The 17,323-nt window shown below is 61.1% G+C and carries 17 protein-coding genes, 1 tRNA gene and 3 pseudogenes; 13 read left to right on the top strand and 8 right to left on the bottom strand.

Going from position 1 to position 17,323, the window contains the following annotated elements:
• Window positions 1–4: 4 nt before the first annotated feature.
• The 3 genes from LOM8899_RS15965 to LOM8899_RS15955 form a co-directional block, all read right to left on the bottom strand.
• Window positions 5–874, bottom strand: a complete 870-nt coding sequence (locus tag LOM8899_RS15965; protein WP_093993256.1) for a hypothetical protein — start codon at window positions 872–874, stop codon at window positions 5–7.
• Window positions 875–937: 63 nt separating this feature from the next.
• The gene (gene glnA, locus LOM8899_RS15960; RefSeq protein ID WP_093993255.1) at window positions 938–2,344 is read right to left on the bottom strand and encodes a type I glutamate--ammonia ligase; all 1,407 of its coding nucleotides are present in this window, start codon (window positions 2,342–2,344) and stop codon (window positions 938–940) included.
• 49 nt (window positions 2,345–2,393) lie between these two features.
• Window positions 2,394–2,732 carry a P-II family nitrogen regulator gene (locus tag LOM8899_RS15955; RefSeq protein ID WP_093993254.1) on the bottom strand — a complete coding sequence of 113 codons (339 nt, stop codon included), beginning with the start codon at window positions 2,730–2,732 and terminating at the stop codon, window positions 2,394–2,396.
• 172 nt (window positions 2,733–2,904) lie between these two features.
• Here LOM8899_RS15955 and LOM8899_RS15950 point away from each other — a divergent pair, with 172 nt between their 5' ends.
• Window positions 2,905–4,485, top strand: a complete 1,581-nt coding sequence (locus LOM8899_RS15950; protein WP_093993253.1) for an NAD(P)H-hydrate dehydratase — start codon at window positions 2,905–2,907, stop codon at window positions 4,483–4,485.
• 102 nt (window positions 4,486–4,587) lie between these two features.
• Here LOM8899_RS15950 and LOM8899_RS15945 read toward each other — a convergent pair whose 3' ends face one another.
• Window positions 4,588–5,049 carry a Hint domain-containing protein gene (locus LOM8899_RS15945; RefSeq protein ID WP_093993252.1) on the bottom strand — a complete coding sequence of 154 codons (462 nt, stop codon included), beginning with the start codon at window positions 5,047–5,049 and terminating at the stop codon, window positions 4,588–4,590.
• A 171-nt stretch (window positions 5,050–5,220) separates the two neighbouring features.
• Between LOM8899_RS15945 and LOM8899_RS15940 the strand changes: the two genes are divergently transcribed.
• Together LOM8899_RS15940 and tig are read left to right on the top strand one after the other, a co-directional pair.
• Window positions 5,221–5,305 (top strand) — tRNA-Leu (locus LOM8899_RS15940).
• 25 nt (window positions 5,306–5,330) lie between these two features.
• Window positions 5,331–6,662 carry a trigger factor gene (gene tig, locus LOM8899_RS15935; protein ID WP_093993251.1) on the top strand — a complete coding sequence of 444 codons (1,332 nt, stop codon included), beginning with the start codon at window positions 5,331–5,333 and terminating at the stop codon, window positions 6,660–6,662.
• 208 nt (window positions 6,663–6,870) lie between these two features.
• Here the strand turns inward: tig and rplI are convergent, their stop codons facing one another.
• Genes rplI through rpsF form a run of 3 tightly spaced genes read right to left on the bottom strand, consistent with a single transcriptional unit; the run spans window position 6,871 to window position 8,080 of the window.
• Window positions 6,871–7,452 carry a 50S ribosomal protein L9 gene (gene rplI / locus LOM8899_RS15930; protein WP_093993250.1) on the bottom strand — a complete coding sequence of 194 codons (582 nt, stop codon included), beginning with the start codon at window positions 7,450–7,452 and terminating at the stop codon, window positions 6,871–6,873.
• A 12-nt stretch (window positions 7,453–7,464) separates the two neighbouring features.
• Complete coding sequence (gene rpsR, locus LOM8899_RS15925) at window positions 7,465–7,692, bottom strand: 30S ribosomal protein S18 (protein WP_093993249.1); 228 nt, start codon at window positions 7,690–7,692, stop codon at window positions 7,465–7,467.
• Window positions 7,693–7,714: 22 nt separating this feature from the next.
• Window positions 7,715–8,080 carry a 30S ribosomal protein S6 gene (gene rpsF, locus LOM8899_RS15920; RefSeq protein WP_093993248.1) on the bottom strand — a complete coding sequence of 122 codons (366 nt, stop codon included), beginning with the start codon at window positions 8,078–8,080 and terminating at the stop codon, window positions 7,715–7,717.
• A 502-nt stretch (window positions 8,081–8,582) separates the two neighbouring features.
• On the opposite strand from rpsF, the gene LOM8899_RS15915 reads away from it, so the two are divergent.
• The 9 genes and pseudogenes from LOM8899_RS15915 to LOM8899_RS15875 form a co-directional block, all read left to right on the top strand.
• Complete coding sequence (locus LOM8899_RS15915; RefSeq protein WP_133065050.1) at window positions 8,583–9,218, top strand: hypothetical protein; 636 nt, start codon at window positions 8,583–8,585, stop codon at window positions 9,216–9,218.
• 177 nt (window positions 9,219–9,395) lie between these two features.
• Entirely contained in the window at window positions 9,396–10,328 is a 933-nt protein-coding gene (gene fabD / locus LOM8899_RS15910; protein WP_093993246.1) for an ACP S-malonyltransferase, read from the top strand.
• Between the two features lie 21 nt (window positions 10,329–10,349).
• On the top strand, window positions 10,350–11,087 hold the full coding sequence (gene fabG, locus LOM8899_RS15905) for a 3-oxoacyl-[acyl-carrier-protein] reductase (RefSeq protein WP_093993245.1): 738 nt from the start codon (window positions 10,350–10,352) through the stop codon (window positions 11,085–11,087).
• A gap of 271 nt (window positions 11,088–11,358) precedes the next feature.
• Window positions 11,359–11,592, top strand: a complete 234-nt coding sequence (locus LOM8899_RS15900; protein WP_093993244.1) for an acyl carrier protein — start codon at window positions 11,359–11,361, stop codon at window positions 11,590–11,592.
• Between the two features lie 185 nt (window positions 11,593–11,777).
• Window positions 11,778–12,173, top strand: a complete 396-nt coding sequence (locus tag LOM8899_RS15895; RefSeq protein ID WP_093993243.1) for a hypothetical protein — start codon at window positions 11,778–11,780, stop codon at window positions 12,171–12,173.
• A gap of 100 nt (window positions 12,174–12,273) precedes the next feature.
• Window positions 12,274–13,533 carry a beta-ketoacyl-ACP synthase II gene (gene fabF, locus LOM8899_RS15890; protein ID WP_093993242.1) on the top strand — a complete coding sequence of 420 codons (1,260 nt, stop codon included), beginning with the start codon at window positions 12,274–12,276 and terminating at the stop codon, window positions 13,531–13,533.
• Entirely contained in the window at window positions 13,533–14,690 is a 1,158-nt protein-coding gene (gene mltG, locus LOM8899_RS15885; RefSeq protein ID WP_093993241.1) for an endolytic transglycosylase MltG, read from the top strand. Before fabF ends, mltG begins: the two co-directional genes overlap by 1 nt.
• Window positions 14,691–14,885: 195 nt before the next feature.
• Window positions 14,886–15,221 (top strand): hypothetical protein, encoded by a 336-nt coding sequence (locus LOM8899_RS15880; RefSeq protein ID WP_133065049.1) that lies wholly within the window; start codon window positions 14,886–14,888, stop codon window positions 15,219–15,221.
• A gap of 31 nt (window positions 15,222–15,252) precedes the next feature.
• Window positions 15,253–16,257 (top strand): annotated as a pseudogene (locus LOM8899_RS15875) (DNA-packaging protein); the annotation flags it as partial.
• Window positions 16,258–16,511: 254 nt separating this feature from the next.
• Here LOM8899_RS15875 and LOM8899_RS23730 read toward each other — a convergent pair.
• Window positions 16,512–17,062, bottom strand: a pseudogene (locus LOM8899_RS23730) (IS5 family transposase); the annotation flags it as partial.
• Window positions 17,063–17,178: 116 nt separating this feature from the next.
• On the opposite strand from LOM8899_RS23730, the pseudogene LOM8899_RS15870 reads away from it, so the two are divergent.
• Window positions 17,179–17,323, top strand: a pseudogene (locus LOM8899_RS15870) (IS5/IS1182 family transposase); the annotation flags it as partial.

Below are 17,323 nucleotides of genomic sequence, written 5' to 3'. Positions count from 1 at the left end.
CCAATCAGCGAAGCTGAACCCGACGGATATCGAAGTCGCGCATCTGGACCGAGAGCCCGGACGCGGGGACCCGGGGCCTTGTCGGGACGCCGTTGACGACTTCCGCATCGAAAAAGATGCCGAAGCCCGCGTTGATCATGCGTGGATGCTTTTCCACACCGGGCTCGCAGTGGTTGGAGATGATGCAGTAAGGCTGTTGATCGGTCGGTTGTCCGCTCACCGCATAGACCGGGCGGTCATTGCAGCTCAGTTGCAGCAGCCCGTCGCTGCCGGCCGACCAGCGCAAGAGCAACTGCACCTGTGTCCAGTCGCCGAGGCTGGAGGCGGGGGCGCAGGTCCGGCCAAACACCGTCAGTCCCCGGGTTCTGTCGAGATCGAGGGTCAGGAGATGATTCTTGATCAACTCCCCTTGCCAGATCGCGACGCTGAGGCGGCTATCGGCGCCGCCGGGGGCGTAGGTCACGTGGGGGTTGCGAAAGGCATCGTGGGTCAGCCCGCCTGCGACCCGCACGTCGAACGCATACAGCATCGAGGTGCCCACCGGCACATCGCGGGAGGTGAGATAGGATTTCGAGTTCAGATTGCTGCAGTCGCTTTCACCGCGGCCATCGCCGTAGGTGCGCGACTGGCAGTCGCCGGGCAGAACGGTGAAGCTGACGACCCCGCCACTGACGGTCGGGCTGCGGGCGCTGTTGCGTCCTTCGGACATGCCGCGTGGATAGTCCTGCGCGGCGGCCCCGAGAGGCAGCACCAGCACGATCAGCAGGGCCAGACAGAGGAAAACGCGAAGGACGGTAGGGGCACGAGACATCATGACATCGACAGGGCTATTCGAAACTTGCCGCTCGATGATACCGAAGACACGCCCGTCCATCAACCGGGCCTCTTGTCCGAACGAAAAAGGGCGCCCGTTGGGGCGCCCTTTGATGTGTGCCGATCAGCAGCTGTAGTACATCTTGTACTCGATCGGGTGTGGCGTGTGCTCGTAGGCGTAGACCTCTTCCCACTTGAGCGCCATGTAGCCCTCGAGTTGGCTCTTGGTGAACACGTCGCCGGCCAGCAGGAACTCGTGATCTTTCTCGAGTTCTTCGAGCGCCTCGCGGAGCGAGCCACAGACCGTCGGGATCGACGCCAGCTCTTCGGGGGGCAGATCGTAGAGGTCCTTGTCCGAAGCGGCGCCGGGATCGATCTTGTTCTTGATGCCGTCGAGGCCAGCCATCAGCAGCGCGGAGAACGCCAGATAGGGGTTTGCGGCCGGGTCGGGGAAACGAGCCTCGACGCGCTTTGCCTTTGGGTTCTCTGCCCACGGAATACGCACACAACCAGACCGGTTACGAGCCGAATAGGCGCGCAGCACAGGGGCTTCGAATCCGGGGATCAGACGCTTGTAGCTGTTGGTCGACGGGTTGGTGATCGCGTTCAGCGCCTTGGCGTGCTTGAGGATACCACCGATGAAATACAGCGCTTCCTGGCTCAGATCAGCATATTTGTCGCCTGCAAAGAGCGGCTTGCCGTCTTTGAAGATCGACATGTTCACGTGCATGCCGGTGCCGTTGTCGCCGGCGATCGGCTTGGGCATGAAAGTCGCCGACTTGCCGTAGGCCTGCGCCACGTTGTGGATCACATACTTGTACTTCTGGATCTCGTCGGCCTGATGGGTCAACGAACCAAAGATCAAGCCCAGCTCGTGCTGGCAGGACGCCACTTCGTGGTGGTGCTTGTCGACTTTCATCCCAATGCGCTTCATGGTGGAGAGCATCTCGGAGCGCATGTCTTGTGCATCGTCGATCGGGTTGACCGGGAAGTATCCACCCTTGATGCCCGGGCGGTGGCCGGTGTTGCCCATTTCGTACTCGGTGTCCGAGTTCCACGCGCCGTCGATGGCGTCGACCTGATAGGAAACCTTGTTCATCGACACGCTGAAACGAACGTCGTCAAAGATGAAGAATTCGGCTTCCGGACCCCAGTAGGAGGTGTCGCCGATGCCGGTCGATTTCAGATAGGCCTCGGCGCGCTCGGCCGTGCCGCGCGGGTCACGGTCATAGCTCTCGCCGGTGTCGGGCTCGACCACGGTGCAATGCAGGCAGATCGTTTTCTCGGCATAGAACGGATCGACATAGACGCTGTTGGTATCCGGCATCAGTTTCATGTCGGACTGGTCGATGGATTTCCAGCCGGCGATCGACGAGCCGTCGAACATGAAGCCCTCTTCGAGGAAATCCTCGTCCACCTGATCGGCCATCACGGTGACGTGCTGCAACTTGCCGCGCGGATCAGTAAAGCGGATGTCAACGTATTCGACGCCCTCATCACTGATCATTTTAAGGACATTTTCTTTGCTCATAGTGGTCTCTTCCCCTTGCAGATAAGCAGTTGTTGGTCGGCGGCGAACGTCAGAGCGCGTCTTCGCCCGTTTCGCCCGTGCGAATGCGGATGGCTTGGTCGATGTTGGAGACGAAGATCTTTCCGTCGCCAATCTTGTCGGTCTTGGCGGCGCCCATGATCGCTTCGATCGCGGCTTCCGCCTGATCGTCAGAGAGGATGACCTCGATTTTCACCTTGGGCAGAAAATCGACGACATACTCGGCACCGCGATACAATTCGGTATGACCCTTCTGACGTCCAAAGCCCTTGACCTCGATCACCGAGAGCCCCTGAACTCCAACGTCCTGCAGCGCCTCTTTCACTTCATCGAGTTTGAAGGGCTTGATGATAGCCTCGATCTTCTTCATGCGCCGTCTCCCTTGCATCACACTTATGGGGCGTGAGACCACTTCTGAGGGGCCTTCACAATTCAGTAGGAAAGGGATCGCATGTGCCGCACCGGGAATCCAGAGAGAGCGATTAAGAAATGTGCAGAATGCCGAGAAATTGTGCGAAATGAAAATTCAGGGTGATCCGGGAATGACGACTTTATTATCCGCCGCACAGATGCGCGCCATCGAAACCGAGGCAATAGCGACGGGAGCGGTCAGTGGGCTGACGTTGATGCAACGGGCCGGACAGGGCGTGGTCGACGCGGTTCTGGCCCGCTGGCCCGATCTCGCCACCGCACCGGGGCAGGTTCTCGTCCTTTGCGGGCCCGGAAACAACGGCGGCGATGGTTTCGTCATTGCGCGTCTGCTGCACGATCTGGGCTGGCGGGTCGAGGTATGTCTTCTGGGTGATCCCGCCCGAATGCCGCCGGATGCCCGCAGGATGTATGATCGCTGGAGCGAGGCCGGCCCGACGCGTCGTTTCGGCGAATGGGCCGAAGGGGCGAGCGGGGAGGCTCCCGCTCTCATTGTCGATGCGCTATTCGGAACCGGGCTCGCCCGTCGCCTGAGCGATGACGTGATGACGGTCCTGTCCGGCGTTGCGAATATGCGGGGCCGGAGCGAACGTGCCATTCCGGTGGTCGCGGTGGACATGCCGTCAGGGCTTTGCGCGGATAGCGGCCGTAGCCTCGGCGCGACCTTGCGCTGCGATCTCACGGTCATCTTTCACCGGGCAAAACGCGGCCATTATCTGGCCGAAGGCCCGTCTTTCTGCGGCGAGGTCGGGATCGTCGACATCGGTCTTGCCCAAGAGGAGCCCACGTCTGAACAAGCCGTCGGTCTGGTCGAGCCGCCGGATTCGAGCCTTCTGGGCAAGTCCAACGGTCACAAGTTCGATCATGGGCACGCATGGCTGCTGTCGGGCGGTGTCGGTCGCGGTGGAGCAGTCCGGCTGGCCGCGCGGGCTGCGCTGCGTGCAGGGGCAGGGCTCGTCACCGTGGGATGCCCGCTGGCAGCACTCGCCGAAGATGCCGCCCGGCTCGATGCGATCATGCTGCACCCTGTCCCCGATGGGGCCAGTTGGGCAGACATCCTCGATGATCGTCGGGTGGTTTCCGTCTGCGTCGGGCCGGGGCTTGGCACGACGTCTCGCGAATCCGATCTCGTCCGCGCGACGTTGACTGCCCCGGCACGCACCAGACCGGGCGGGTCGGAGCCGGAGCCGCTCGCGGTCTGTCTGGATGCCGACGCTTTGACGCTGATCGCCCAAGACCCGGCTTTGATGAAACTGCTGCACGCCGGCTGCGTTCTCACGCCCCACGGCGGCGAATTTGCCCGGCTGTTCCCGGATTTGGCCGACAAGCTCTCCGGCCCCGCGACGACAGGCCCGGCCTATTCAAAGGTCGACGCCGTCCGGGACGCCGCCAAAAGGGCCGGCTGCACCATCCTGCTGAAAGGGCCCGACACAGTGATCGCAGATCAAACCGGCGCTTGTGCGATCCACTCGGCGCAATATCATGACGCCGCGCCCTGGCTGGCCACAGCCGGCTCGGGAGACGTGCTGGCGGGCATCGTCACCGGTCTGTTGGCGCGCGGGTTCAGCACGATAGAGGCTGCCAAGGTCGGTGCCTGGCTCCATGCGGCCTGCGCCCGACGGTTTGGACCGGGGCTGATCGCCGAAGATTTGGCCGAACAACTCCCGAAGGTCTTCCGGGATCTCGGTCTGTAATCTTCTTTGGGTTTTAAATATCCCCGCCGGAGGCAAAACGCCGCCCGAAAGGGCGGCGATTATCCATAGACCGTGTGCTTCAACAGCCGAATTCGGATCGGCTCAGGCAGTGAAGATCTCCAGACCGTCGGCATAGATGATGTGGCTGTGGTCAAAGACCAGCGAATAGACGGTCATCTGTGCCGCAGGAAGCTCAGAGATGAATTCGCGGTCGATCAGTCGGTGGGCGGGCACATTGGCCTGCGGCTGACCATAGAGTGCCTCGGCGCGCCAATCGCGGATGTGGACGCGGGCTCCGGGGGCGACGATCACGTCGGTATCGGGACGGGTATGTCCGAGCGAGCCTGCCTTGATCCGCACCGGGGCGACGGTCGCGGTCTCGACCTTGATCTCGCGCAGAACGGCGACGCCGGTGTCGCGGGTGATGACGCGGTCGCCGGGAGACAGGTGCTCCACGGGGAGTTCGCCGTCGAGGGTCAGCACGATCGTGCCGGCCGTCAGGCCCGCAAGGCCGGTGTCGACGGTTGTCTTGTCCGCAAAACGGATGTCTGTTCCCTGGTGCATGGCGTGTTTCCCGCTCTTGCTGATGTCTGCCTCAACTCTTGAAGCGAGAATATGGCAAGAAAGCGTTACTGTCGCGCCCTTTCTGCGATATTTTTCCGCTCGCATCCGGCTTTGACCTTTGCTAGACAGCGCTCCAACACGGGGGGCGGGATCACTGCTCTCTATAATCATGCGGGTGTGGCGGAACTGGTAGACGCACCAGATTTAGGTTCTGGCGCCGCAAGGCGTGGGGGTTCGAGTCCCTTCACCCGCACCAAGATACGTTGAAAAGGAAACATCGAATGCAGGTCACCGAGACCCTCAATGACGGCCTCAAGCGCGGCTATACCATCAATCTGCCCGCCTCCGAACTGGACGCCAAGGTGATGGAAAAGCTGACAGAAGCACAGCCCGAGATCGCCATGAAGGGATTTCGCAAGGGCAAGGTGCCGCTCAGCCTGCTGAAGAAGCAGCACGGCCCTCGCCTGATGGGCGAAGCGATGCAGGAAAGCATCGACGGTGCGCTGAACAAGCATCTCGAGGAATCAGGTGATCGTCCGGCCATGCAGCCCGAGGTCAAGATGACCAACGAGGACTGGAAAGAGGGCGACGACGTCGAAGTATCCGTGTCCTACGAGGCTCTGCCCGCAGTGCCGGAGGTCGATTTCTCCGCGATCAAGCTGGAGCGGATGACCGTCAAGGCGGACGAAGCTTCGGTGACCGAGGCGCTCGACAACCTCGCTGGCAGCGCCCAGAACTTCGAAGATCGCAAGAAGGGCTCCAAGGCCAAGGACGGCGATCAGGTGGTTATCGACTTCCTCGGCAAGGTCGACGGCGAAGCCTTTGAAGGCGGTGCCGCAGAGGACTACCCGCTCGTCCTCGGCTCGAACTCCTTCATCCCCGGCTTCGAGGACGGTCTGGTCGGCGTAAAGGCCGGTGAAGAGAAAGACGTCGAAGTCACCTTCCCCGAAGACTACCAGGCGCCAAACCTCGCCGGTAAGACGGCCGTCTTCTCCTGCACCGTCAAGGCGGTCAAGGAGCCCAAGCCCGCCGAGATCAATGATGAATTGGCAAAGCAGTTCGGTGCCGAAGATCTGGAGGCTTTGAAATCCCAGATTTCCGAGCGTCTCGAGGCCGAATACGCCGGCGCCGCCCGTGCCGTCGCCAAGCGCAGCTTGCTTGATGCGCTCGATTCCGCCGTGACGTTCGAGCTGCCCCCCAGCCTCGTCGAGGCAGAGGCCGGCCAGATCGCGCACCAGCTGTGGCACGAGGAAAACCCTGACGTTCAGGGTCACGATCATCCCGAAATCGAAACCACGGAAGAGCACACCACTCTGGCGGTGCGTCGGGTGAAGCTGGGCCTGCTCCTGGCAGAGATCGGACAGAAGGCCGAAGTGCAGGTGACCGATCAGGAACTGACCCAGGCGATCATGAACCAAGCCCGTCAGTATCGCGGCCAAGAGCGCCAGTTCTTTGAATTCGTGCAGCAAAACGCCCAGATGCGTCAGCAGATCCAAGCACCGATCTTCGAGGACAAGGTCATCGACCACATCTTCTCTCTGGCTGATGTGACAGAGAAAGAAGTGTCGAAAGAAGACCTTCAGAAAGCTGTCGAAGCACTCGAAGACGAATAAGTTCACCCCTCGGTGTTCTGACAAACAAGAGGCCGCCCTTCGGGGCGGCCTTTTTCGTTGCCGGCTTGCTTTGGCGCGATTTGGCTATGGTAGAACCCAAAACCCCCGCGCGTTCCGGCCCCAGGGGGCAGGGCGGTTGACGTTCGGTCCCAAACGAAAAAGGCCGCCCCGAGGGACGGCCTTCTTGTTTCGGTGGCAGACGGCGCGATCAGTCGCGGTCGTCGTCTTCCGTCGCGGCGGAGCCCATGTCGTCGAACAACTGCTCGATTTCAAATTCGGCGGCGGCCTCTTCTTCGGCGGCCAGCTCTTGGATCGATTTGCCGGCGGCTTGCAGCTCTGCCTCTTCGGGCGAACGGGCCACGTTCAGAGTGATCGTGCAATCGACTTCGGGGTGAAGCCGAACGGTCAGATCGTGCAGGCCAAGCTCCTTGATCGGCGACAGGTTGATCACCTGCTTGCGGTCAAAGGTAAAGCCTTCGGCCTGAGCGGCCTCGGCGGCGTCGCGCGGGCTGACAGAGCCATACAGCGCACCCGAGTCGGAAGCCGACCGGATGATGATGAAGGTCTGACCGCCAAGCTTTTCAGCCATCGATTCGGCTTCTTTGCGTGTCTCGAGGTTCTTCGCCTCGAGCTGGGCCTTTTGCTCTTCAAAGCGCGCCATGTTGGCGGCGTTGACGCGCATGGCTTTGCCTTGGGGCAGAAGGAAGTTGCGGGCATAGCCGTCTTTGACTTTGACCACTTCGCCCATCTGGCCAAGTTTTGCCACGCGTTCCAGAAGGATAACGTCCATTGGGTGTTCTCCTTATTTCACGGCGTAAGGCAGAAGGGCCAGAAACCGAGCGCGCTTGATGGCACGGGCCAGCGCACGCTGGTTCTTGGCACCGACGGCGGTGATGCGGGATGGCACGATCTTGCCACGCTCAGAGATGTAGCGCTGCAGTGTGCGGGTGTCTTTGTAGTCGATCTTGGGGGCGTTATCGCCCTCGAACGGATCAGACTTGCGACGGCGGAAAAACGGTTTGGTAGCCATTGTGTATGTCCTTTCCTACAGATCAGCGACGTTCGCGGGGGCCGCGGTCGCCACGGTCACGCTCGTCGCGCTTTTGCATCTGGACCGAGGGGCCCTCTTCGTGGGCGTCGACCTTGATGGTCAGGACGCGCATCACGTCGTCGTGCAAACGCATCAGGCGCTCCATCTCCTGCACGGCCGGTGCGGGTGCATCGGTGCGCAGATAGGCGTAGTGACCCTTGCGGTTCTTGTTGATCTTGTAGGCCATCGTCTTGACGCCCCAGTATTCATTCTCAACGACTTTGCCGCCATTGTCGGCAAGCACTGTCGAGAAATGTTCTACGAGGGATTCGGCCTGCGCGCTGGACAAGTCCTGACGCGAGATAAACACATGCTCATAAAGCGGCATGTCGGCTCCATTTCTGTTCTCGGCGCATTTCAAAGAACGGGGCGTAAGACCTTCCGCACCCCATCCACGAGAGACTGCGCGGTTTTCAACGTCGCGGAAGGATGCGGCCTTATACAGAGTGTGCGCCGTGGTGCAAGGCCCGGGGTGATTTCCGCGGCGTTTTGCCGAGTCTGCTGCGCGATCATCCGGATCGGGCGAGGCCCGGATTGAATTTCGAGCCCGCCAGCCGAGGAGATCTTCCCCGCTGACCTTGGGTAATTTCGCCGTGCCGCCGCCTGAAACCGCGCTCTGCGTCACAATGGTTAACAAACCCTTACTCACGGAATTCATTGCCGTTTTCGTCGCCAAACGGGGGCTGCGCACCCTGATCGTCGCTCTCAATTGTGGCTTTGGGCGTGGTTGGAGCCGTCAGGCGGCGCGGTATTGTCTCGTTCCCGCCCAGATTGTGCCGCGATCTTTAAGCACTTCTTAACTTAACGAAATCGGAAATTGGATCAGAGCTATGACAGCACTTCCTGAAATGACTGGTTTTACCCGTGCCGGCGCCGCCTCGTCAGTGCGTGCCGAGACCAATTTGTTTGAAGTCGACGAAACATACTGGGGCTATATCGTTCGTTCGTCCGAACAGACCCCGGTCCATGTCGTCCTGATACAGGGCATCGCATGGATGATCGGCATCGCCTTTGTCGTGGCCACCTTGGGCCTTTGGGTATTGCCGTCGACGGTGACGCACGGACCGGCTCTGGGGCTGAAGCTGGGCGCGACGGTCGTGACGTCTTCGATCGCGGCGCTGACGCTGTGGTATGCAAGCCGTGGCACGCAGAGCGAAATCCAGATCGACACCCGTTTGGGCGAAGTTCGCGAAGTGATCCGCAACAAGGCCGGCAAGGCCTCGCTGGTCGGCCGCTATGGGTTCGATGCCATCGGGGGCGTGTTCATCGACCGCTCCGGCGCGAGCAACGGCCTGTCCAAGGGCAATCTGGTCCTGCGGTATCGGAATACGGCGCAGACTCTGCACGTTGCATCCGGCGGCCTGATGGGGCTCGCACCGCTGCGGGATCGTCTCGGCCGCGATCTGATGATCATGCCGAAGAACCCGCAAGGGGCGTCTGGCGGAGAAGCCGGCCAAGCCGCCTGACCCCACGACACGACGCTATTTCCGACAAGCGCGGCCCTCTCTGAGGGTCGCGTTTTCGTATGCCGCCGATTCTGTCCTGAGCAATTGCAAATTTGCACTTCGTCCCTGACGATTCTTGTCCCGACGCTGCCGACCCGTTAGACGGGATGAACTGGATCTCAAGCGGAGGGGACATTCGTGAAGGCATTTGTATTTCCGGGGCAGGGCGCACAGGTGCCCGGAATGGGCAAGGCATTGGCCGATGCCTATCCGGCTGCGCGGGCGGTGTTCCAAGAGGTCGACGACGCTTTGGGCGAGGCGCTCTCCGATGTGATCTGGGGCGAGGACGCGGATGCGCTTACCCTCACCCGGAACGCTCAACCCGCTCTGATGGCGACCTCGATCGCCGCGATGCGCGCGCTCGAGGCCGAGGGCATCACCATCGATCAGGCGTACTTCGTGGCAGGGCATTCTCTGGGTGAATACTCCGCGCTTTGTGCGGCCGGGGCTCTCAGCCTGTCGGACACCGCCCGCCTGCTGCGGATCAGGGGAACCGCGATGCAAGATGCGGTGCCGGTCGGTGTCGGCGCGATGGCCGCGCTTCTCGGGCTTGGCTTCGACGCAGCCAAGGAGGTGGCCGAAGAGGCCGCGCAGGGCGACGTCTGTCAGGCCGCCAACGACAACGATCCCAGCCAGGTGGTGATCTCCGGGCATCGCGCCGCCGTCGAGCGCGCGCTCGATATCGCCAAGGCCAAAGGGGCAAAGCGGGCCATGCTCCTGCCGGTCAGCGCGCCTTTCCACTCCGCACTGATGGAGCCGGCCGCCAAGGTCATGGCCGATGCCCTCGACGGTGTCGACATTCAGGCGCCCTCGGTTCCGCTGGTCGCCAACGTCGTGGCCGAGGCGGTCTCCGAACCGGCAAGAATACGGGATCTGCTTGTCGAACAGGTCACTGGCTCTGTTCGCTGGCGTGAAAGCGTCCTGTGGATGGCCGACGCAGGCGTCACTGAAGTGTGGGAAATCGGCTCCGGCAAGGCGCTCTCAGGCATGATCCGGCGGATCGAAAAATCCATCGTCTGCCGCAACATCGGCGTTCCCGACGATATCACAGCGGCAAAGGCCGATTCCTAACGGAAGACAAGGAGATCTCAGATGTTCGATCTGACTGGAAAGAACGCGCTCATCACCGGCGCATCAGGGGGCATTGGCGGCAGTATTGCCCATGCGTTGCACGGCGCGGGCGCGACTGTTGCCCTTTCTGGCACGCGGGTCGAGCCGCTGGAGGCGCTGGCCGCCGAGTTGGGCAGCCGGGCCCACGTCTTGCCCTGCAATCTTAGTGACGCCGAGGCCGTCACCGCGCTTCCCAAACAAGCCGCCGAGGCGATGGGCAGTGTGGATATTCTGGTGAACAACGCCGGGATCACCCGCGACAATATCTTCATGCGGATGTCGGAGGAGGAATGGTCCAGCGTCCTGGACGTGAACCTCACGTCCACCATGCGGCTGTGCAAGGGGGTGATGCGCGGGATGATGAAGGCGCGTTGGGGTCGAATCGTCAATATTTCCTCCGTCGTCGGGGCTACGGGCAATCCCGGACAGGCCAACTATGCGGCGTCGAAGGCCGGGATGGTCGGCATGTCGAAATCCATCGCCTACGAGGTCGCCAGCCGTGGCATTACTGTAAACTGCATCGCGCCGGGCTTTATCGCCACCGCAATGACGGAAAAGCTCAACGACGAGCAGAAGGCCGCGATTCTCGGCCAGATCCCCGCCGGTCGGATGGGCGATGCCCAAGAGATCGGCGCGGCGGTGCTGTATCTGGCCAGCCCGGAGGCCGCCTACGTCACCGGCGCGACGCTCCACGTCAATGGCGGCATGGCGATGCTCTGAGACGAAGCGTTGGGCGGCACAGAGATGACAGGGCGGGCCATTCGTGTCGTCGGATCGGCATCCGAGATGCGTGATAGCGCCAACGGCCAGAGGCGAATTGCAGTTTGAAAGCGTTTGCCTTGCCTGAAATCTCTGCTATAGCCCAGCAAGATTTTCCGATTGCAGCCCAACTGGCTGTGGATCGGTTAAGCCTCCATGGTGGGGGCAGGTGAGCCGCCCTTCGGGGCAACAATTAGCGGGCGAAAGTCCCGAAAGAACGTGAGGACCTGATATGAGCGACGTCGCAGATCGTGTGCGCAAGATCGTTGTAGAGCACCTTGGGGTGGAAGAGGCCAAAGTGGTCGAAAACGCCTCGTTCATCGACGACCTGGGCGCTGACAGCCTCGACACCGTCGAATTGGTCATGGCCTTTGAAGAAGAGTTCGGGATCGAGATCCCCGATGACGCCGCCGAAACGATCCAGACGTTTGGCGACGCAGTGAAGTTTATCTCGAGCGCTCAGTAAGCTCGATCGAGATCGGCCCCATGGGCTCGCTGAACGGCGTTCTCCGATACGGAGAGCGCCGTTTTTGCGTCTGACGGTTGCGTGATCCCGGCGCTGCGGGATTGACCCCGGCGCTCTCACGGGCGTTTCGTGAGGCAGACGGTTCGACGACCGCACCGACCTGATACCGACGGGAGACCGACGCGATGTCCAGATTGCTTTTTGCCTTCATGACCGCCTTTGCGGCCGCTGCCGTCGTCGCCGCTGTTGCGGTCTCGTTCGATATCGCCAGTCGCTTCGGGGCACATCCCTTGTGGTCCGAAACGGTGGTCTGGATCGGGTTGGCACTGGCGCTCTGTCTCACGGCGCTGGCGTTGCGGTCCCGCAGCCTCGCTTGGGGGGGTGCTGTTACAAGCCTTCTCGCTGGGGCCGTATCGGCAAGGTTCGGCAAGCAAATCTTTGCTGCGTCATTTGCGGAAAACGGCCTTGCCGGGCGGTTCTGGTACTTTGGCTGGATCGGCCTCTGTACCGGATTTATTGCCTTGATTGCGCTGACTTTTCTGCATAATGCACAACGCTCGGTCCCGCCCGCCGAACGCTAGCACGGGGATCAGGGCCCGGGAGTGGTATTCGCCGCCCTTGCCCCGACAGGTGCTTGCGCGGTATCAGGAGCCGAGAAACGAGCAGAGTGGGAGGCGTCACATGAGACGTGTAGTTGTTACGGGCCTGGGTCTTGTCACACCCTTGGCAGACGGGGTCGAGGAAACCTGGAAACGCCTCCTGGCAGGGCAATCGGGCGCCGGGCCGATCACCCAGTTCGACGCCAGCCATCTGGCCACCACCTACGCCTGCGAAGTGCCCCGTGGCGACGGGACGGACGGCAGCTTTCTGGCCGATACCTACATGGAGCCAAAGGACGCCCGAAAGGTCGATGACTTCATCCTCTACGGCGTTGCTGCCGCTCAGCAAGCAGTCGAGGATTCGGGTTGGATGCCCGAGGACGAGGCCGATCGCATCCGCACCGGCGTGTTGATCGGTTCGGGTATCGGTGGGCTGAAATCCATCCAGGACACCGCCTTGCTGCTGAAAGAAAAGGGCCCGCGCCGTGTTTCGCCCTTCTTCATTCCGGGCGCCCTGATCAACCTGATCTCGGGGCACGTGGGAATCCGCTACGGCTTCAAGGGTCCGAACCATTCGGTCGTGACGGCTTGTTCGACCGGCGCCCATGCGATTGGCGACGCGGCCCGGTTGATCAAATACGGGGCTGCCGAAGTCATGGTCGCAGGCGGCGCAGAGGCGGCGATCTGCGAAATCGGCATCGCTGGCTTCAATGCTTGCAAAGCCTTGTCGACCAAACGCGCTGACGACCCGACGAAAGCCAGCCGCCCTTACGATTCAGATCGTGATGGATTTGTCATGGGTGAGGGGGCAGGGATCGTCGTGCTGGAGGAATACGAGCACGCCGTGGCCCGCGGGGCAAAGATCTATGGCGAAGTCATCGGTTATGGCATGTCGGGCGATGCCTATCACATCACCGCACCTGCCGAGGATGGTGACGGTGCCGAACGCTCCATGCGTGCCGCTCTTGCGGATGCCGGGGTAGAGCCCGACGCGGTCGACTACATCAATGCCCACGGCACATCGACAATGGCGGACGTGATCGAATTGGGCGCGGTCGAGCGGATGATGGGCGATGCCGCCAGCAAGGTGACGATGTCGTCCACAAAATCCGCGACGGGCCATCTGCTTGGCGCCGCCGGCGCCATCGAAGCGATCTTTTCGATCCTAGCCTTGCGCGATCAGGTCGCTCCGCCGACCATCAATCTCGACAATCCGGCTGTGGATAGCCCGATCTTTCTGGCGCCGAACGCCAAGCAAGAGCGTGAGATCAACATCGCCCTGTCGAATTCCTTTGGCTTTGGCGGAACGAACGCCAGCGTCGTCTTTCGAAAGGCCCAGTAATGTGGCGACATATCGCCTCTAATGCTTTGACGTTCTTCATCGTCGCATTGTTTCTGCTTGCCGGTCTCGTGACCTGGGGCGTCAATGCCTATTCGGCAACCGGTCCGTTGCAGCAGGCAATTTGCCTGCGCGTCGAAAGTGGTTCGAATATGCGCCGTGTCAGCGAAGATCTAGCCGAGCAGGGGGCGATTACCTCGCCTGCGCTGTTCCGGATGGGCGCGGACTATTCCGAAAAGGCGGCGCAACTGAAGGCCGGGAGCTATCTGGTGCCGCCCGAAACCTCGATGGAGGAGATCGTCGACGTCATCACGCGTGGCGGTGCGAGCACCTGCGGCACGCAAGTGGTGTATTCAGTCGGTGTCACGTCCACGACGGTCCGTGTCCGCGAACTGGACCCGGCTTCTAACCGTTTCGTCGAGATCGTCCGGTTCGATCCGCTGACAGAAGAGGCGCCAGCCGAATATACCGAAGTCCGCAACGCGCCTGATACTCAGTATTCGATCCTCGTCATCGAAGGCACGACGGTCTGGCAGGTGGTGACGGCGCTCAATTCGTTGGATGTGCTCGAGGGCAGCCTTGACGAGTTGCCTCCGGAGGGATCGTTGGCGCCCGATAGCTATGACGTGTCGCCCGGCACCGACGTTACCGCCCTCGTGGCCCGGATGCGATCTGCGCAATCGGCACGGTTGGCCGAGGCCTGGGCAAGCCGCGTCGACGGATTGCCATTCGATACGCCCGAAGAAGCCTTGATCCTCGCCTCGATCGTCGAGAAGGAAACCGGTGGGATCGACGAGGTCCGCACAGTCGCAAGCGTGTTTGAAAACCGCTTACGGACTGGCATGCGTCTGCAGACGGACCCGACGGTCATCTACGGCGTCACCGGTGGCGAAGGCATCTTGGGCCGCGGTCTGCGTCAGAGCGAGTTGAGGGCGGAGACTCCCTACAACACCTATGTCATCGACGGCCTGCCGCCGACGCCGATCGCTAATCCCGGACTTGCCAGCATTCAGGCGGTCATGGACCCGGAGGACACGGACTACGTGTTTTTCGTGGCCAAGACGCTCGATCCCCGAGACGGGCACAACTTTGCAGTCACGCTTGCCGAGCACAACGAGAACGTGGCGGCCTACCGGGCGCTGGAGGCTGCGGCGAACTAGAGTGTCAACGCCGGTTTCTTAATGGCGCCATAATGTTGCGGGCGCGAGCCTTGCGGTTTGCTAGTCCCATACGCACGGTCTGATGTGCAAACTTTGACTTGCAGGACGTATTCCTGAAACGGCCATGGGGGCGACCCTTTGGCCGTTTTCTGTTTCCCGTCCCCAGCCTGTATGGCCCTTGGAAGGCAAAGCACCATGAACAGAACCCCCACTGACGAGACACCCCAGTCTCCTGATCCTCAGTCGCACTTCGAGGACAGCCTCATTCTCTTGACCAGCCTGCGCGATGCCCTTGCGGCGCTTGTACTGGACCTCAGAAATGGTCGCCTCAATGCCATCCCGGACATTGCGACAAAACAACTCGAACTCGAAATCGCTTTGAAACACGCGTTTGAAATGGAGCGGACATTCAATGAGTGGCAACAGAAAGAGAACGGCGAGCCCGCTGCAGACGCAGTTGACCTCGACAGCGTCCGAAACGAGATCGGGTGCCGCTTGGCTCGCCTCCGCGCCTGCTGTCGTTCAGACTGAATTCCTCGAAAACTTGTCGGCGCGGGAGCTGATGGCGCTGCCCTATATCTTTGATTTCTGGGCGTTCGACCACCAATTGCCGCCCGACGGCGATTGGCACAGCTGGGTGCTGATGGGCGGACGCGGCGCAGGCAAGACCCGCGCCGGTGCGGAGTGGGTTCGCAGCAAGGTGGAGGGTGCCGGCCCGACCGATCCGGGGCAAGCCAAACGGGTCGCCTTGATCGGAGAGACCGTCGATCAGGTCCGAGAGGTCATGATCTTTGGCGAGAGCGGCATCATGGCCAGTTCGCCCCCCGATCGTCGCCCGGAATGGATTGCAGGCCGAAAGATGTTGCTTTGGCCGAACGGGGCCGTCGCTCAGGTATTTTCGGCGCACGAACCCGAGACGCTGCGCGGTCCTCAGTTCGATCTGGTCTGGGCCGATGAGATGGCCAAGTGGAAGAAGGGCGAGGAGACATGGGACATGATCCAGTTCTGCCTTCGTCTGGGCGACAATCCGCAGGCCTGTGTCACCACCACCCCTCGCAATGCACCGGCTTTGAAATCATTGCTGGCCCAGCCCACCACGGTGACCACTCACGCCACCACGATGGACAATGCCGCCAATCTGCCACCCAGCTTTCTGGCGGAAGTGCAGCGTCGCTATGCCGGCACTCGGCAGGGATTGCAGGAAATGGATGGGATCTTGCTGTCCGATGCGGAGGGCGCGCTCTGGACCGGCGAGATGATCTCGCGCTGTCAACGCGCCGCTGTCCCTGAACTTGATCGGATCGTCGTGGCGGTCGACCCAGCCGTCAGCGCGCATGGCAAGTCTGACTAATGCGGCATTGTGGTCGTGGGCGCCCAGACCAGTGGTCCGGTGCAGGATTGGCGTGTCTGGGTGCTGGAGGATGCTACGGTAACGTCGTCGTCGCCCTCGGTCTGGGCCGAGGCCGCTGTGGCTGCCTTTGAGCGTCACGACGCGGAGCGACCCGTGGCGGAGGTCAACCAGGGCGGTGGTCTGGTGGAGACGGTGATCCGTCAGGTGTCGCCTCTGGCGTCGGTGGTCAGAACTTTGACTGCCAAGAGAGTGAATTCTTAATATAGGTACAGACCCCCTGCAGCGATCAGAAAATCGCCATAACTTACCAAGTCTTCCCGGAGTGCATAATAATCCCCTTTCAATAGCCGTTCCTCAGAGCGAAATCGAGCATGATGACGGCACATCGATGTGGTATGTCCTCGGCGACATAGTGCAAATTTGGGAATTTGTCAGATGCCCCCTTCACCATCGAAAACCAGAGTCATGGCTCATGGCCAGCAGTTGATTTTTGCCGCCAAAGCGATGGCTGAGAAAAGACCTTTGGGTATCTGTCATATCGGGTTGCACGCGCCTCCAGTCTTTCAGTCTGCCTAACATGATCTCAATCCATTTGCGTCGATTGGCTAGCCTCATGTCGTACTCCACAGGTTTCTTACGTTGCCTCCCACCCGGGATGTTGGCCCGTGCGCCCTATGTCTCAATGCTAGTTTGAACCGGTCGGCGTCGTAGCCGCGATCCCCGAGTAACCAGTTGGCATCCGGCAAACTGTCGCAAAGCGCCCGCGCACCAAAGTAGTCGCTGACCTGTCCTGCAGATGCCAACAGCTTGTGAGGGCGTCCTTGGGTTGTCGCAGATGGCATGCAGTTTCGGTACATGCCGCCTTTAATCCTTCCGATCAGGCGGCCGCGCTTCCCTTTTTGACGCTCATACTGGACGCCGAGCGGTGTACCTTCGGGTTGATAGCATCGATGAATACGCTAAGCTTCTCGCAGTGTCCGGCAGCCAGTCCGACCATCATTTCCGCAAAGGTGCTATGTTCGTGACTTCAACCGATCCGTTGGGTTTAGCCATCGACTCCCTAGTGTCAGGACCCATAAATCGGCTTGAGGCCGCCCGGCCTGCGTGAATCAAGCTCCCGAACTGACGGGGGTGATGATGAGCAACCTTTTCTGGCTGACCGACGAGCAGATTGAGCGGTTGAAGCCGTTCTTTCCGAAGAGCCATGGCAAGCCGCGTGTTGATGATTTGCGCGTGTTGAGCGGCATAATTTTCATCAATCGCAATGACTTGCGTTGGTGCG

It is taken from the genome of Flavimaricola marinus, from assembly GCF_900184895.1.
Taxonomy (GTDB): Bacteria; Pseudomonadota; Alphaproteobacteria; order Rhodobacterales; family Rhodobacteraceae; genus Flavimaricola; species Flavimaricola marinus.
Note: the sequence above shows the minus strand (reverse complement) of the source record. Positions and strands in the feature narration are given on the sequence as shown.

Bases quoted from the DNA above. Each gene is read 5' to 3' on its own strand.
- LOM8899_RS15965 (WP_093993256.1), bottom strand. From the start codon at position 874: ATGGACGGGCGTGTCTTCGGTATCATCGAGCGGCAAGTTTCGAATAGC.
- glnA (WP_093993255.1), bottom strand. From the start codon at position 2,344: ATGAGCAAAGAAAATGTCCTTAAAATGATCAGTGATGAGGGCGTCGAA.
- LOM8899_RS15955 (WP_093993254.1), bottom strand. From the start codon at position 2,732: ATGAAGAAGATCGAGGCTATCATCAAGCCCTTCAAACTCGATGAAGTG.
- LOM8899_RS15950 (WP_093993253.1), top strand. From the start codon at position 2,905: ATGACGACTTTATTATCCGCCGCACAGATGCGCGCCATCGAAACCGAG.
- LOM8899_RS15945 (WP_093993252.1), bottom strand. From the start codon at position 5,049: ATGCACCAGGGAACAGACATCCGTTTTGCGGACAAGACAACCGTCGAC.
- tig (WP_093993251.1), top strand. From the start codon at position 5,331: ATGCAGGTCACCGAGACCCTCAATGACGGCCTCAAGCGCGGCTATACC.
- rplI (WP_093993250.1), bottom strand. From the start codon at position 7,452: ATGGACGTTATCCTTCTGGAACGCGTGGCAAAACTTGGCCAGATGGGC.
- rpsR (WP_093993249.1), bottom strand. From the start codon at position 7,692: ATGGCTACCAAACCGTTTTTCCGCCGTCGCAAGTCTGATCCGTTCGAG.
- rpsF (WP_093993248.1), bottom strand. From the start codon at position 8,080: ATGCCGCTTTATGAGCATGTGTTTATCTCGCGTCAGGACTTGTCCAGC.
- LOM8899_RS15915 (WP_133065050.1), top strand. From the start codon at position 8,583: ATGACAGCACTTCCTGAAATGACTGGTTTTACCCGTGCCGGCGCCGCC.
- fabG (WP_093993245.1), top strand. From the start codon at position 10,350: ATGTTCGATCTGACTGGAAAGAACGCGCTCATCACCGGCGCATCAGGG.
- LOM8899_RS15900 (WP_093993244.1), top strand. From the start codon at position 11,359: ATGAGCGACGTCGCAGATCGTGTGCGCAAGATCGTTGTAGAGCACCTT.
- LOM8899_RS15895 (WP_093993243.1), top strand. From the start codon at position 11,778: ATGTCCAGATTGCTTTTTGCCTTCATGACCGCCTTTGCGGCCGCTGCC.
- fabF (WP_093993242.1), top strand. From the start codon at position 12,274: ATGAGACGTGTAGTTGTTACGGGCCTGGGTCTTGTCACACCCTTGGCA.
- mltG (WP_093993241.1), top strand. From the start codon at position 13,533: ATGTGGCGACATATCGCCTCTAATGCTTTGACGTTCTTCATCGTCGCA.
- LOM8899_RS15880 (WP_133065049.1), top strand. From the start codon at position 14,886: ATGAACAGAACCCCCACTGACGAGACACCCCAGTCTCCTGATCCTCAG.